This window comes from Streptomyces sp. NBC_01431, from assembly GCF_036231355.1.
Lineage (GTDB): Bacteria > Actinomycetota > Actinomycetes > Streptomycetales > Streptomycetaceae > Streptomyces.
Map to the genome: position 1 here is coordinate 700,931 of NZ_CP109496.1, position 14,149 is coordinate 715,079.

A 14,149-nucleotide genomic window follows, 5' to 3' on the forward strand; every position below is an offset into this window, starting at 1 on the left:
GCCAACTACCCGCCCATTCTCCGCTGTTGGCAGTGGCATGGGCGGGCGGTCACTCGCCGATGTCCTCGCTCCACAGTTCCGGATTCGCGGCGATGAAGTCCTTCATCATGGCGGTGCATTCCGGATCACCGAGAACCACGATCTCGATTCCGTGCCGGGCGAGCCATTCGTGTCCGCCCCGGAAGGTCTCGTCCTCGCCGACGACGACCCGCGAAATGCCGAACTGCCGAACCAGCCCGCTGCAATACCAGCACGGGGCGAGGGTCGTCACCATGGTCGTTCCCCGGTACGAGCGTTGGCGACCGGCGTGGCGAAACGCCGCCGTCTCCCCGTGCAGCGAGGGATCGCCGTCCTGCACCCGCCGATTGTGACCACGCCCCAGCACGGTGCCGTCCGCACCGTAGAGCGCCGCGCCGATGGGGATGCCGCCCTCGGCGAGCCCCGCCCGTGCCTCCTCCACCGCGGTCGCCAGCCACTTCCGGGCCAGTTCCCTCTCCATGCGTACCTCCCTGTTCCGGCTGTCTGTTCTGGCTGCCTGCCGTATCTCTGTGACCGTTCTCCGTGTAGCCGTTACGCCGGTGTCCGTACCCGCTCGTGGCGCAGCAGGACCACTCCGTTGCCGAAGGTCCGGGTCTCGATGAGGCGGAGCTTGTACGTGGGGTCATGTGCGGCGGGACCGGCGGGAAAGAGGAGATGCCCCTCTCCGAGCAGGACGGGGTGGACGAAGAGGCGGTATTCGTCGATCAGGTCGTGCCGCCTGAACGTGGCGGCGAGGTCGGCCCCGCCCAGCACGAGGTCTCCACCCGGCTCCGCCTTCAGGGCCTCGATCTCCGCCACGACGACATCACGTTTGACCGTCGTGTTCCACTCGGTCCATTCGGCCTTCTCCAGGGTCCTGGAGAACACGATTTTCGGCATGTCCCGCCAGATACGGGCGAATTCGGCCACGGGGGCGGGATTCGAAGGATGCGCGTCAGCCGTCGGCCAGAATCCGACCATGAGTTCGTGGGTGACCCTGCCGCTCAGGAAAGCACCCATGGGGCGGAGCTGCTCATTGACGTAACGATGCAGTTCGTCGTCAACCAGATGCCAGTCGATCTGGCGCTCGGGGCCCTCGAAAAACCCGTCGAGGGAGACCGACATGTGGAGGATGATTTTTCTTTTCGCGGTCATTCACGGGACGATACGCCCGCCCGGGGCGCCGTAACCGTCATGCGTGCGGGGTGTCCAGCGGACGGGTGACGCGTCGTGATGACGGGTCGGAACCGGGCTTCCCGGACTCCTAGCTCCTCTTCGGGTACTTGAGGTTCTTTCCCTGATTGAGCTGCTCGATCAGTTTGAATGCGGCCAGCGCCAACGGCTTGAGGTTCTCCGCCGGTACCCGGTCCTGCATCCGGCGCAGTTCGGCGACCAACAGCTGGATCTCGCCCTTCTTGGTGGCCACCCGGTTGTCCTGGTCGCCCAGCGCACCCAGCGATTTGTGTACCGCCGCGGCGCCCGGTTCGTCGCCGACCAGGGCGCTCTGCTCGGCGGTGAGGTGCTCGGCGTTCTTGAGCAGGTCGTGGCCCTCCGGCAGCGCACTCAGCCATTGCCGCCGGGTGAGCCGGACGACGGTCTGGGTGCGGTCGTTCGCGAGACCGCGTTCCACCGAGGCGCCGAAGAGCCTCTCCGCTCCGCTGTTCCCCCGGTCGGCGGCGTCCAGGACCAGATCCACGAAGTGGCCCTGGTGGGTTTTGAAGTATTTCTGTACGCCGTCCGGCAGCAGTCCGAAATTGTGGGCGAAATCGGTACGGGCCATCAGGCCGCCCGCGATCGATTTGGCGTTGGCGCCGTCCTGCATTTCCTCTCCCGCGAGCACATATGCGGCAAGGTGCATGACCAGACCCGTGAGGCTGCCGATATCACCGGTCGACAGGGAAAGGCCCTCGGGTGCCGAGGCCGTGAATTGCTGAACTGCCCGTTCGGCGCCCGCCTTGGCCACGGGCAGTGTGCCGAGCCCGCCACCGAAGAGGTCGCGCTGCGCCTGCGCGCGACGGTCCGCGGTGTGGGTGACCGCTCCGTACATACGGCGCAGCGCCCCGCTCACCGGATTTCCCTCACGCTCCTGGTTCGTGCCGGACAGATAGCCGATCAGATCCGGCAGCCGGTCGAGCCGCATTCCGGCGGTGGTCTGCGGGGCGAAGGCAAGCCGTCCGCCGAAGGGATAGATCCGCAGCCGCGGGATGGGCGTGCCACCGCCCGGGGTGATGTCCTCGCTGGGAATGAAGGCGTCGCGCTCACGCCCGTTGAGATAGGTGGCCATCTTGGTGATGCTGTCGAGTACGGTGCCGACCTCGGCCACGCTGTTCAGCGGATCGGTCACCCACTCCAGGTTGGAGCCGCCCGAGGGGCTGGCGTCGGCGGTCAGGTCGAACTTGGCGCCGCGCACCACCAGGCCTTCCGGCACCCGGCCCTTGCCGAGGTTCTCACCGACAAGGGGTTTCTCCGGGACCTCGCTGGAGACCATCAGGCTCATCTCCGCGGCGGCCCGCTGCTGGCTGCCCCGTCCAAAGCTGCTGTTCTTCAGGCGCAGTTCGCCCGCGGGGCTCAACAACTCGCCGTTGAACCACTGGGCCCTCAGGTCCTCCACGCTCGTCGCCTGCTCCTGCGCGCTCAGCTCCTTCCGGCAGGAGCTCTCCGGGTTCAGGAAGCGCCCCATGAGCTTGGCGTCGAGCAACCGCTCCCGGTCCTCGGTCCGTTGCCGATGCAGCGCCTGTGCGGCGTCGGGGTCCGCGACCCGGCGGACGTTCCACTGTGCCTCGAACTCGAACCCGACCGCGCGCTGCACCACGTCCGAGTTCTCGGTGTGCGGGCGACTCCCCATCGGGCACTCTCGCTGGACGGCCCCGCCGTCGGAACCGGGCACCGGCCCAGGTACCGCGCCGGGCCCTGATCCAGGCGCGGTCACCCGGTCGGGCAGGGGGGTCGACAGTGCTCGGGTGGCGTTGGCCTCGGCAGCCCGCTCGAAGGCGTCCGACGGGTCCGAAACGCGCAGCCCGTCACCGGTGTCCATACCGGCGACCGGGCCCTGCCGCTGCTGGATGACGTGGGTCAGCTCATGGGCGAGGGTGTGCCGGTCGGCGCCGCCGCCTCCCACCACTATGTGGCTCCCGGACGTGTAGGCGCGGGCGCCCATGTCGGCCGCGGAGCGCTGGGCTACGGCGTCGTCGTGCAGGCGCACATCGCCGAAGTCGGCACCGAGCCTGCTCTCCATCTCGGTGCGTACGCCGGCTTCGAGCGGGCGGCCGGGACTGCGTAACACCTCCTGTACGGCGGAGCGCTGCACCGGCTCAGCGGCGCGCACCGCCAGCAACCCCGACACCGCGGCGTTGCCCGCTGAGCGCTGGAGGGCGAGCATCTGCCCCGGGGTGAAACCCCCGGCGAGCGCCCCGCGCCCGGCCTCGTTGCCGCCGCCGGCCCGCGCCGCGCTGGTGCCACCCGCCCGCGAGGTGGGTGCGGCGGGCGTGGCGGGCCGGCCCTGCTGCCTGTCCTGCGCGTGCACGTGAGCCCCTTTGGTGGCGAAACCCGATGTCCGGCTCCCTGTGGATACCACTGCCGGAGCGGGGGTTGAAGGTACTGAAGGGCAGCCGGAAGGGCAGCCCGCCCTGGCCCGATCCGCGGTACGGCTTGTGCGGAACGCCGCCGGAGCCCGCCCACATGTGGTGAACGCCCGTGTGGGCGGGCCCTCCGGCATAGGCCGGGGTGATGGGGGCGACGGCTAGTAAAGTGACCGATTCCAGGGCGTGTTCGAGCAGGGGCCGGTGGTCTGCTCACTCGCCCCGGGGCGGGTCCGGATCAAGGCGGGGGTGGCCGTGGCGCAGGAGACGAGCAGGGGGCGGGTGGTCGGTGGCCGCTATCGGCTGCTCTGCGACATCGGCTCCGGGGGGTTCGGCCGGGTCTGGAAGGCCCGGGACGAGACCCTGTGCATCGACGTGGCGGTCAAGGAGTTGTGGCTGCTCCCCGCGATGTCCGAGGCGGAGCAGTCCGAGCGGCTGACCCGCGCCGCCCGTGAAGCGCGCAACGCCGCGCGGCTGCGCGACCATCCGAACATCGTCGGGGTCCACGATGTCGTCGTCGAGGACGGGCTGCCATGGATCGTCATGCGGTTCATCGAGGGCTCCTCACTACAGCAACTCCTCGACAAGCAGGGGCCGTTGCCGGTGGAGCAGGCCGCGGTGGTCGCCGCGAAAATGCTGGAGGCGCTCGGTGCGGCGCACCAGGCCGGGATCGTGCATCGCGATGTGAAACCGGCCAACGTGATGATGGCGTCGGACGGCGAGGTACTGCTCGCCGACTTCGGCATCGCCGTGCACCATGCCGACACCGCGTTGACGTCGACGGGGGCCGTCATCGGCTCGGTCGAGTACATGGCTCCCGAGCGGGCGCGCGGCACCGACGGCCTGGCGGCCAGCGATCTCTTCTCGCTCGGGGTGACGTTGTATCAGGCCGTCGAGGGCGTCTCGCCGTTCCGCCGCGGCACCCCCACCGGGTGCCTGGCCGCGGTCCTGTTCGAGGAAGCGGCGCCCTCCGAGCGGGCGGGGCGGCTAGCGCCGCTGATCACAGGGCTGTTGGAGAAGGACCCGGACCGGCGTCCGACCGTCCTGGAGGCTCTTGCCCTGCTGCGGATGCCCGAGTCGTCCGCGTCGACCCCACAGGCAACGGCAACCTCGCGGACCGAAGCCACCGCTCCCGGTGCAACCCCCACCGGCCCCCGCACCACGCAGTTGCGTCCCGGGAACGACGCCGACGCGGCCACAGACAGGGGCGCCCCGACCCCAACACGGCGTCGCGGGGTGCTTCTGCCGTTGCTCGTGGGCCTGTTGATCGTGGCGTGCGCGGGAGTCGCCGTCGTACTGAAATGGCCGTTCTGGGCGGAAGCCGGACCCAAGGACGCCTGCGATCAAGCTCTCCGGGCCATCGATACGTTCCAGCGGAACCATCCGGCGATCAGCGATGCGACGCTCGGTGAGCCCGCGGAGAAGTCCGCGGCCGGAAAGCTGGCGACCAAGGTACGCGCCGCGTCGGCCAAGGCACCCAAGTCCGATGTGAGCATCGCCCTTCGCGATTACGCGATCACCGCCGAGTCCAAGGTCGGCGACAGGCTTCGGGCGTCCTCCTACCAGTCGGTCGTCAGCGCCTGCAAGAAGGTGGGCAGCGAGGTCCCTAGCTCCTAGGCAACGTCCTACTTCATTTCCTCGCCGAGCGTCCGCGGCATGGCGAGGGTCGCGGCCTCCACCGTGGCGGACGGCCGAAAGAGGGTCTCCATGCCACCCGCGGCGAGGATCCTCAGATGCCAGGGCCGCGCGCAGACCAGGCCGAGCTGGCCGCCGCGCTCACGGATCCTGCGATGGGCCCGGCACAGCAGCGTAAGGACGGCGCAGTCGAAGAAGGCCACCGGCCGCAGGTCCACGATCACTCGCGCTCCGGGCGTGTGGGTGGCCGCGTCGAGATGGACCTGTACGCCGGGCGCGGTGGCCAGGTCCACGGTGCCGTGGATCTCGACCACCGTGAACCCCTGTGTCAGGTGGGTACGGGCGTTGCCGCACGGGGCCGGAAGCAGACCCGGAGGCAGCGGCACCGGTGCGGAGACGGATGGCCGAGCGGTGGTTCCCATGGCGGCTCCCGGGGCGGAACGACTCCCGCGAACACGGGAGTACACGGTCGTCGGGCAGTCACCGTGTTCCGGGGTGACGCACTACCACCCTAGGAACACGCCCGCATGCAGAAACGTGCACCCTCTGAACAGTTCACCCTGCGGGGTGAACGAAAGTTGCACCGCCTTCCGCACGAGTTCCGGCCGCGCAGAGACGAGGGCAGTTTTCGCAGGCAGGGCACCGGTCATCAACCATCGGGCCACTCCCGCCACGCGGGTTTTTCGTCAAGGCGCCAAGACGGTCTTCTGGTGCGGAAGCGGACGCGCTGAGTCACGGACAAGGCAGAGGCCCGGCGCGCCCGTTCACCGGCGCGCCGGGCCCGAAACCTCCCCGTTCGGCGAACGCCTGTCAGTAGGCGCCGAACACGTTGTCGATCGAGCCGTACGTCTTGGCGGCGTAGTTGCACGCGGCGGTGATGTTGGCGACCGGGTCGTAGAGGTCCAGGGAGGTACCCGGCACGTGGAAGGCCTGGAACGTCGGCTGGATGACCTGGAGGAGTCCCTTGGAGGGCGTGCCGGCCACGGCGTTGGAGTCCCAGTTGTTGATCGCCAGCGGGTTGCCGGAGGACTCCCGCATGATGTTGCGGTAGATGCCGTTGTAGCTGCCCGGGATGCCGTGCTGGGCCATGATGTCCATCGACTGCCTGATCCAGCCGTCGAGGTTGTTGGCGTACTTCGGCGCGCTCGTCACGGCGGCGACGTTCTGGACGGAGAGGGTGGTCGGCCGCGCGGAGCGGTCGGCGCGGCCGGACGCGGTGGCCCGGGAGGTGTCGGCCGGGGCCGCCGCGGCCTTGGAGCCGATGGTGAGCTTGATGCCGGGGTGGATCAGAGCCGGGTCCGAGCCGATGGCGGCGCGGTTGTCCTGGTAGAGCTGCTTCCAGCCGCCGCTGACGTTGAGCGCGTCGGCGATCTTGTACAGGGAGTCCCCGGAGACGACGGAGTAGGTCGTGGGGGCTGCCTTCACCGCGGTGATCGGCTTGGCGGGCGCGACGGCCGCCACGGCGGCCTTGACGGTGCCGGTCGGCACCGTTGCGGGCGCAGCGGTGGCCGCGGTCGCACCGATCACCGGCATGGCGAGTACTGCGCCGCCCGTACCCGCGGCCGCGAGGCCCCGGGTGAGCGAGTTGGACTTGGGGCGGCGGTGCTTGCCCTTTGCAGGCATGGTGAATTCCTCTCCTTCGCCTGCGAGGTGAGCTGTCGGGTTCGGACAGGAGCTGTCCGGTCGCAGTGCGTGTGTGCATGCGACTTCACCCCGGAGTCGTTCCGGAAGTCCGGATCGGCGGCTTACCTGGGTCCCCCGCTCCTGCCGTACGTGTGTGGGAGGTTCCGGACGGCGGCAGGATTCGGCGTTCCACCCGGATTGACGGTGAACTTAAGCGAATGGGCCGACTGGAAACAAGGCCGGAATTCAATTCCGATGATCCAGAATAGGGATTCCCGGAACTCCGCGACCCTCGTCGGCCCCTGCCGCGGCCCTCAACTCTCTTGTGCTGGAACGAAAGTGACGTCCGCATCCCCCGCCCATCGATGGAGCCATACGTGACTTACTTCACTCGCCCAGCGAGGTCCTTCACGCCCTGCACACAAAAGCGACGGCACGCAGGCAATAGCACCAATTGCGACATTACCGATCCAAGAACAAGGGGTACTAAAGTCCATTAATTTCGGACAAAAGGCACCTCTCGGTGCAGGTGCGCCCCCGAGACACCCACCCGGCCCCCCGCCCCTTCCGGCAGCACGGCCGACCGCTGGAGATCATTTCGGCGCCGGGGGCCGCACGAGCTGCCGCACACTCGGTGGCCACACAGACGGCGCTTTGATCAAGGAAAGCGCGGCGGAAATCATGAATGCCGTCATGAATTCAGGGCCCTCCCGCAGACCGCTCTCGCTGATCTTCCGGGCGCCGACAGCTGCTGGATATCGGCATTCGCGCCTTCTGGTCGCCGATCCCGCGAGTGGCCGGTCCGGCGTTCACCGTGCGGTGCCCTCCGCGTGACAACGTCATACGCTTTCCCGTCTTCACCCGCGGCGACATTCCCTTACCGGCGGCCAAGTCCGTTACCGCGGCACTGAATCGCTGCGGCGGGGTGTTCGTGGAGCCCGGAGATCGGTGGGGGCCTACAAAGGGAGCGTCATGGTCTCCCCACGCCCGGGGAGAGAAGGTGCTCCTCGACGCCCGGCGGAAGTTGGCCGGCAAAGCCGACGGGACCCTCGATGTCAGGGAGGAGGCGCACCGCGCCCGCATCGACCAACTCGTGGGCGGCAACGGCTTCGATGACTGAGCGACAGACGCGCCACCAAAGGGAGTACGTCCGCCCTGCGCTGCGGGCTGCCCGCAAGTGCCGTGCCGAATACGGGAGTTGGACCGCCGATACCATCACGACGGTGCCGTTCGGCGCGTCAGTACCTGCCCACCTCACGGACGAGTTCCAGGCCCAGCACGCGGTCGGCGTAGGAGAAGGTCTCGAACTTGGCACCCGGCGGTACGTCGGGGTTCGCTTCCAGGGCGTGCAGCAGGCACAGGACCGCCGGGGTGTCGAGCCGGCTGTCCAGGGCGGCGCGGGCCGCGCTCTGGAGGTCGGCGGGGATCGCTTTCGACGGCTGCTCGGCCCACGTCGCCACGGCGCGCCGCCAGCGGGCGAGCGTGCGGTCCGCTTCGCCGAGTTCGTCGGCGGTGACCGCGACCGGCTCCTCGTAGGGGTGGCCGAGCAGCAGGAAGCGTACGGCCAGCGCGTCGACGCCTTCGGTCGCGGGCAGTGTGGCTTCGCCGATCTGGAGGCAGGCGGCGCCGCCGCCCTCGTAGGCCTCGGTGGTCAGCCGGACGCCGGGCGGACCGGCGAACGCCTCGGTGATCTCCTCGGCGTTCCCCTGGGCATCGGCGGGGCGGATTCCGGCGGCGGCGGCCAATGCGTTGCGGGGGCCCGTGCACCCCATGAGCACCGCCCTGCCGCGCATCTCCACGACCCGCGCCAGTACGTCCGCCACCAGGAGCACCCGCAGGCCGGTACCCGTGTCGGCGTCGGCGGGAGTGTGGGCGCAGATGCGCAGCGGACCGGGGCCGGCGAGTTCCTCGACGATATGCAGCACATCGCCGAGCCTAGGGGCTCCGGCCCGGCGGGGACACCGGCTCGCGGCAGCGAACGACCCGGATGCCGTCCGCTGCCGCCCGGGTGGGGCCCACGGTGCTCGCCCTGAAGGACAATCACCGCTCCCCGCACGGGAGTTCCTCGGGTCTCAGGTCAGCAGCGGCTTCAGCGCGCCGCCCCGCAGCCGGGTGACCGTCGGTGTCGCGAACCGCCGCGCGGACCAGGTCACCGCGAGGGCCACCACCGTGCCCACCACGAAGGCGACCAGCACGTCGTGCGGATAGTGCGCTCCGACGTACACGCGGGACGCGGCCATCAGCAGCGCCGCCAGCGAGGCGATGGCGCCCAGCCGGCGGTTGACCAGGAACAGGGCGACGGCCGCGGCGGCGGCGACCGTGGTGTGGTTGCTGGGGAAGGCGTAGTCGTCCATCGGCGGGCACTTCTCGATCAGGAAGTCGTGCGGAAGCGCGCGGCAGGGGCGCGGTTCCGTGAACACGGACTTGATCCCGTCGTTGACCAGATAGGCCAGCACCACGGCGAACGGCGCGGCCAGCGCGGCCGCCATCACGGAGGCGTCCTTGCGCCGGGCGTACCACCAGCCGACGAGCATGAACACCGCGAACAGGGCGACGCCGTAGCTCGTGTAGGCGAACACCGGGCCGTTCAGCCAGTGCGTGTGCCGGGCGAAATCCGTGATGTCGCCGTACAGGCCGCCATCGATGGACGCGCCGTCCAGGGCCTGCGTCGTGAGGGTGGAACTGGTCATGGGGTGCGGTTCTCCGGGGGATCGAAGGGCGATGCGCGCCCCGTGGGAGAACGGGGCAGGTCGTACGGGGGGCTGCCAGGTGACGGCCTGGTGAGCAGCATATGACCGTCTACAAGCCCGTAGACGCAAAATGATCGGGATCGGTTGCGCACGCCCGGGGCCGGGCTCAGACCCTCTTGATCAACAAGGCGGCGAGCAGGGCCAGCGCACCGACCTGGATCGCGGCGACGACGGCTACGAGCACGGGGATCGAGTAGCCGTACAGGGCTCCCATGAGCGCGCCCCCGGCCAGGCTCGCACCACCGATGACGCCCGCGAAGATCCCGTACGCGGTGGCCCGGCGGCCGGCCGGAACGAGGTCGGCGACCGTGGCGCGCAGGGTGGACTCCTGGATGCCCATGGCCGCTCCCCACACCAGCGAGCCGCACACCGCGGTGACGAGGGTACGGGTGAAGGCGAGGGCGGGAACGGCGGCCGCGAGCAGCGGCAGCACCGCGAGGACCCGCGGTCCGATCCGGTCGTACGCCCATCCCGTGGCCAGCGCGGCGAGCGCGTCCACGGCCATGGCCCCCGCGTACAGCACGGGCACCCACGCCACGGCGAGCAGCCCGCGCTGGATCAGGTGGAAGGAGAGCAGCCCGAAGGTGGCGAACCCGGCGGTGGTGGCGGCGATGAAGGCGGCGTACATCCAGAACGCGGCGGGCAGTTGTCCCTTCGGTACCGCGCCGGGTTCGGCCGCCGCCGGGTGTTCGTAGACGCCCGGGTTCGGAACCCGCCGCCGCAGCCGGACGAGGAGCGCGAGGACGGCCACGCCGGGGGCCGCGAGCACGCCGAGCGCGGGAGCGTAGTCGCCGCCGGTCAGGGCGAGCACTCCAGCCACGGTCAATGGGCCGATCAGCGCGCCGATCTGGTCCATCGCCTCGTGCACGGCGAAGCCGCGTCCCCGGCCGGTCGCGGCGGTCGCGTACGAGAGCAGGGTGTCCTTGGCCGGGGACCGTACCGCTTTGCCGACCCGCTCGGCGATCACCAGTACGCAAGCCGTCCACACCGTCGCGGCCAGGCCGAGCAGCGGAACCGAGACCACGGTCAGGGCGTACCCGGCGATCGTCCACGCCCAGAACCGTCCCGAGCGGTCCGCCAGCGGCCCGGAGACGAGGCGGAGGCCCAGCGCCGCCGCCTCGCCCGCGCCGGTGACCACGCCGACGACGAGGGCGGAGGCGCCGAGCGAAGCGAGCAGGGCTCCGGTGACCGAGCGCGCGCCCTCGTAGACGAAGTCCGCGAGGAGGCTGACCGTGCCGAACCAGACCACGAAACGCCACGGCCGCATGCCTGCCGCGGCCGGTCTCAGCTCCACAGCGCCTCGGCGAGCGCCACTCCCGTGAAGACCGCGCCGAGTCCGGCCACCACACTCACGACGACGTTGGCGGCGGCGTACAACTTCGCCCCGTCCTCGGCGAGCCGCAGCGTCTCGTACGAGAAGGTCGAGTACGTGCTCAGCGCCCCGCAGAGGCCGGTGCCGATGAGCAGCTGCACCTGCGAGTTCGCGGCGCCCGCCGTGACAGCGCCGGTGAGCAGGCCGAGCACCAGGCAGCCGACGACGTTGACGGTGAAGGTGCCCCAGGGGAAGACGGTGTCGTGCCTCTTCTGCACGGTGAGGTCGGTCAGGTAGCGCAGCGGGGCGCCGACGGCCGCGCCCGCCATCACGAGCAGCCAGTTCACTTGGCGCGCTCCCGTCCCACGTACCGGATGACCTCGCAGTCGTCCAGGATCACCAGGCCCTCGGCGACGAGTTCGTCGAGCTGCGGCAGGAAGTCCCGGATCCGGCCCTCCTCGTCCACGATGACGATCGCCACGGGGAGGTCCTCGCTGAGCGACAGCAGTCGCTGGGTGTGGATGAGGGAGGAGGCGCCGAAGCCCTCGATGCCGCGGAAAACGCTGGCCCCTGCGAGTCCCGCCGCATGCGCGCGGTGCACGATCTCGGCGTAGACGGGCTTGTGGTGCCACACGTCGCTCTCGCCGACGAAGATCGTGGCCCGCAGAGCCCGGCCGGTCAGTCTGGTCATCGCTGCCTCCACGCCAGTGCGCGGCGCGTCAGCCACACCGCACTCCACACCGCTGCGAGGGCCGTCAGCAGTGTCAATGCCAGATAGGTCAGACCCGTGCGCACCTGTCCGCCGGCCACGAACTTCTGGATGTCCACGGCGTACGTGGAGAAGGTGGTGAAGCCGCCGAGCACGCCCGTCCCGAAGAAGGGCCGCACCAGCCGGTGCGCCGCCCACACATCGGTGATCACCACCATGAACACACCGATCACGGCGCATCCCACGGCGTTGACCAGCAGGGTCGTCCAGGGAAAGGCGCCCGGCGCGGTGGGCCACAGGAGGTTCGCGCCGTAGCGGGCGCAGGCGCCGATCACCCCGCCGAGCGATACCACCGCCAGGACCGGGCCGAGGCCGCGGGCGAGGTCCCGCCGCTGGGCGGGTACGGCCAGGTCGACGTCGGGGTCGGTGGGCTCGAAGGCCGCCCTCGGCTGCTGGGCTCCCTTGGACATACGTCTCCTACCTGCAGGGCACCCTTCCCCAAGCTCTCGGCTTGGTTCGAGCAGGGGATATCCCAACCCCGGGCGCACGCGCTCGCAAGTAGGGACCGTTGGCGGCGGATGCCGCGGTTCGGGTACGGCGGGCCCCACCGCCGCGCGGTGACCACAGAAGGTCACCGCTTCTCCAGGCTAGCGCCCGGTCCCGGCCGTTCGCCAACCGGCCCCTGCCGGGCGCGGGTCAGGGCTCGGGGCGATGGGGCGGGCGCGGTGGAAGCGAGCCGAGGCCGGGGGCCGCGTCCGGCCAGACCAGCAGCACCGGGCACGGCGCGTGGTCGATGACGAACCGGGTCGCGGGGCCCAGGCTGCGCGGGCCGAGGTGCGTGCGGTCGCCGTCACGGGCGCAGACGAGCAGATCGGCGCCCTCCGCGGCGCGGACGACCTGCTGCTCGGGGCGGCCGTGGAGGGCGAGGCGGCGGGCCGGACGGCCCAGGCGCCGCTCCGCCTCGGCGAAGAGGCGGTCGGCGGCATCCCGGGAGAGGTCTTCGAGACGGGTGCCGGGGTCGCGTTCGCGGTGGCCGCGGCCGAGCAGTCCGGCGAACGCGCCGTGCGCGGCCTCGGACACCGCGTCGTCGGTGACGTGCAGGAGTACGAGGTCGGTGTCGTCGGCGCGCCGGCGGGCCGCGTCGACGCAGGCGGGCCAGGTGCCCTCGGTGATCCAGATGATGGCGCTCATGGCGCGGTCAGCCTCCGATCGTGTGCAGCGCGGCCCACAGCGCCGCGGTGGACGCGACCAGTGTGGCGGGAACGGTCAGCAGTCCGAGGCGGGTGAAGTGGCCGAGTCGGGGCGCGTCGTCGTGTTCGTGCAGGATGCGACGCCACAGCAGGGTGGCGAGCGACCCGACGTAGGTCAGGTTGGGGCCGAGGTTGACGCCGATGAGGACGGCGAGCACCGGGCCGGGACCGCCCGCCGAGGCGACCGGCAGCAGGGCGAGCACGGCGGGCAGGTTGTTGATGAGGTTCGAAAGGACCGCCGCGACCGCGACGACGGCGAGCAGGGCGGGCAGCGAATCGCCGCCGGGAAAGAGGTGGCCGATCGCGGAGCCGAGGCCGTTGTCCACCACGGCCTTGACGACGATGCCGAGCCCGAGGACGAACAGGCAGAACGGCAGCCCGGCCGAGTCCACGAGTTTGCCCACGGTGGTGCGCCGCTGGGTGAGTCCGCGGGCGGCCAGGACGAGCGCGCCCGCGAGGGCGGCCCAGGCCGGGCTGATGCCGGCGAACGAGGTCACCACGAACCCGCCGAGCGTCAACGCGAGGACCACCAGCGTGAACACGGGCAGCTCGGTGTGCCCGGCCGCCCGCACCTCGCGCGGGCCGGCCGCCAGGTCGGTGCGGAAGAAGGCGCGGAAGACGGCGTACTCCACGGCGATGGCGGCGGCCCAGGGCAGTGCCATCAGTGCCGCGAACCGGGTGAAGGACAGGCCGCTGGCGGCCAGGGCGAGCAGGTTGGTGAGGTTGGAGACGGGAAGCAGCAAGGAGGCCGAGTTCGCCAGGTGGGCGGTGGCGTACACATGGGGCCGGGCGCGGACACCGACGCGCGAGGCCGTCGCGAACACCACGGGCGTGAGCAGCACGACCGTGGCGTCGAGACTGAGCACGGCGGTGATGACCGCGGCGACCACGAACACTCCGCCCAGCAGCCGCTGGGCGCTGGCGCCGCACACGCGGGCGACAGCATCTCCCGCCGCTGTGAACAGGCCATCGTCATCGCAGAGTTGGGCCAGTACCAGCACCGCGGCCAGGAAGCCGACCACGGGCAGCAGATCTCGGGTCTGCTGCCACGCCTCGGTGGGCGACACCGCGCCGAGCCCCACCACCAGGCCTGCCGCGGGCACCGCCGCGACCGCCTCCGGCAGGCCCCTGGGACGTACGACGGCGAACGCGAGCACCGCGAGGAGCAGGAGGGCCGAGACGGTCTCGGCAATGACGGTACTCAGGGTCGGCCTCCCGGCAGTGAACGATCGCGGCCCAGGAGGCCCGGGGCCGCACCACCCTACGCTGCGGCG

At 70.5% G+C, this 14,149-nt stretch carries 14 protein-coding genes and 1 riboswitch; of the genes, 1 reads left to right on the forward strand and 13 read right to left on the reverse strand.

Features of this window, described 5'->3' with window-relative positions; translation table 11 throughout:
- Positions 1–49: 49 nt before the first annotated feature.
- The 3 genes from OG522_RS03445 to OG522_RS03455 all read right to left on the reverse strand — a co-directional run bounded on the left by OG522_RS03445 (position 50) and on the right by OG522_RS03455 (position 3,541).
- Positions 50–499 (reverse strand): nucleoside deaminase, encoded by a 450-nt coding sequence (locus OG522_RS03445; RefSeq protein WP_329461419.1) that lies wholly within the window; start codon positions 497–499, stop codon positions 50–52.
- A 71-nt stretch (positions 500–570) separates the two neighbouring features.
- A complete protein-coding gene (locus OG522_RS03450; protein ID WP_329461420.1) occupies positions 571–1,173 on the reverse strand; it encodes a dihydrofolate reductase family protein in 603 nt (200 codons plus the stop codon).
- Positions 1,174–1,282: 109 nt separating this feature from the next.
- Positions 1,283–3,541, reverse strand: a complete 2,259-nt coding sequence (locus OG522_RS03455) for an eCIS core domain-containing protein (RefSeq protein WP_443074654.1) — start codon at positions 3,539–3,541, stop codon at positions 1,283–1,285.
- A 241-nt stretch (positions 3,542–3,782) separates the two neighbouring features.
- Here OG522_RS03455 and OG522_RS03460 point away from each other — a divergent pair, with 241 nt between their 5' ends.
- On the forward strand, positions 3,783–5,213 hold the full coding sequence (locus tag OG522_RS03460) for a serine/threonine-protein kinase (protein ID WP_329461421.1): 1,431 nt from the start codon (positions 3,783–3,785) through the stop codon (positions 5,211–5,213).
- Positions 5,214–5,221: 8 nt separating this feature from the next.
- Here the strand turns inward: OG522_RS03460 and OG522_RS03465 are convergent, their stop codons facing one another.
- From OG522_RS03465 to OG522_RS03510, 10 genes are all read right to left on the reverse strand, one after another.
- Entirely contained in the window at positions 5,222–5,653 is a 432-nt protein-coding gene (locus OG522_RS03465; protein WP_329461422.1) for an STAS domain-containing protein, read from the reverse strand.
- A 388-nt stretch (positions 5,654–6,041) separates the two neighbouring features.
- Positions 6,042–6,854 carry a transglycosylase SLT domain-containing protein gene (locus OG522_RS03470; protein WP_329461423.1) on the reverse strand — a complete coding sequence of 271 codons (813 nt, stop codon included), beginning with the start codon at positions 6,852–6,854 and terminating at the stop codon, positions 6,042–6,044.
- A gap of 2 nt (positions 6,855–6,856) precedes the next feature.
- Positions 6,857–7,051: riboswitch (cyclic di-AMP (ydaO/yuaA leader) on the reverse strand.
- Between the two features lie 1,041 nt (positions 7,052–8,092).
- A complete protein-coding gene (locus tag OG522_RS03475) occupies positions 8,093–8,779 on the reverse strand; it encodes a hypothetical protein (RefSeq protein WP_329461424.1) in 687 nt (228 codons plus the stop codon).
- Positions 8,780–8,926: 147 nt separating this feature from the next.
- Positions 8,927–9,544: a phosphatase PAP2 family protein gene (locus tag OG522_RS03480; RefSeq protein WP_329461425.1), complete on the reverse strand. Its 618-nt coding sequence runs from the start codon at positions 9,542–9,544 to the stop codon at positions 8,927–8,929.
- A 166-nt stretch (positions 9,545–9,710) separates the two neighbouring features.
- Complete coding sequence (locus tag OG522_RS03485; protein WP_329461426.1) at positions 9,711–10,898, reverse strand: MFS transporter; 1,188 nt, start codon at positions 10,896–10,898, stop codon at positions 9,711–9,713.
- On the reverse strand, positions 10,889–11,263 hold the full coding sequence (gene crcB, locus OG522_RS03490; protein WP_329461427.1) for a fluoride efflux transporter CrcB: 375 nt from the start codon (positions 11,261–11,263) through the stop codon (positions 10,889–10,891). Before crcB ends, OG522_RS03485 begins: the two co-directional genes overlap by 10 nt.
- Positions 11,260–11,607, reverse strand: a complete 348-nt coding sequence (locus tag OG522_RS03495; RefSeq protein WP_329461428.1) for a DUF190 domain-containing protein — start codon at positions 11,605–11,607, stop codon at positions 11,260–11,262. Before OG522_RS03495 ends, crcB begins: the two co-directional genes overlap by 4 nt.
- Positions 11,604–12,095, reverse strand: a complete 492-nt coding sequence (locus tag OG522_RS03500) for a fluoride efflux transporter FluC (RefSeq protein ID WP_329461429.1) — start codon at positions 12,093–12,095, stop codon at positions 11,604–11,606. The genes OG522_RS03495 and OG522_RS03500 overlap by 4 nt, the downstream gene beginning before the upstream one ends.
- 226 nt (positions 12,096–12,321) lie before the next feature.
- Positions 12,322–12,816 (reverse strand): universal stress protein, encoded by a 495-nt coding sequence (locus OG522_RS03505; protein ID WP_329461430.1) that lies wholly within the window; start codon positions 12,814–12,816, stop codon positions 12,322–12,324.
- Positions 12,817–12,823: 7 nt separating this feature from the next.
- Positions 12,824–14,080 carry an SLC13 family permease gene (locus tag OG522_RS03510; RefSeq protein ID WP_329467467.1) on the reverse strand — a complete coding sequence of 419 codons (1,257 nt, stop codon included), beginning with the start codon at positions 14,078–14,080 and terminating at the stop codon, positions 12,824–12,826.
- Between the last annotated feature and the right edge of the window lie 69 nt (positions 14,081–14,149).

Bases quoted from the DNA above. Each gene is read 5' to 3' on its own strand.
- OG522_RS03445 (WP_329461419.1), bottom strand. From the start codon at position 499: ATGGAGAGGGAACTGGCCCGGAAGTGGCTGGCGACCGCGGTGGAGGAG.
- OG522_RS03450 (WP_329461420.1), bottom strand. From the start codon at position 1,173: ATGACCGCGAAAAGAAAAATCATCCTCCACATGTCGGTCTCCCTCGAC.
- OG522_RS03465 (WP_329461422.1), bottom strand. From the start codon at position 5,653: ATGGGAACCACCGCTCGGCCATCCGTCTCCGCACCGGTGCCGCTGCCT.
- OG522_RS03470 (WP_329461423.1), bottom strand. From the start codon at position 6,854: ATGCCTGCAAAGGGCAAGCACCGCCGCCCCAAGTCCAACTCGCTCACC.
- OG522_RS03480 (WP_329461425.1), bottom strand. From the start codon at position 9,544: ATGACCAGTTCCACCCTCACGACGCAGGCCCTGGACGGCGCGTCCATC.
- OG522_RS03495 (WP_329461428.1), bottom strand. From the start codon at position 11,607: ATGACCAGACTGACCGGCCGGGCTCTGCGGGCCACGATCTTCGTCGGC.
- OG522_RS03500 (WP_329461429.1), bottom strand. From the start codon at position 12,095: ATGTCCAAGGGAGCCCAGCAGCCGAGGGCGGCCTTCGAGCCCACCGAC.
- OG522_RS03505 (WP_329461430.1), bottom strand. From the start codon at position 12,816: ATGAGCGCCATCATCTGGATCACCGAGGGCACCTGGCCCGCCTGCGTC.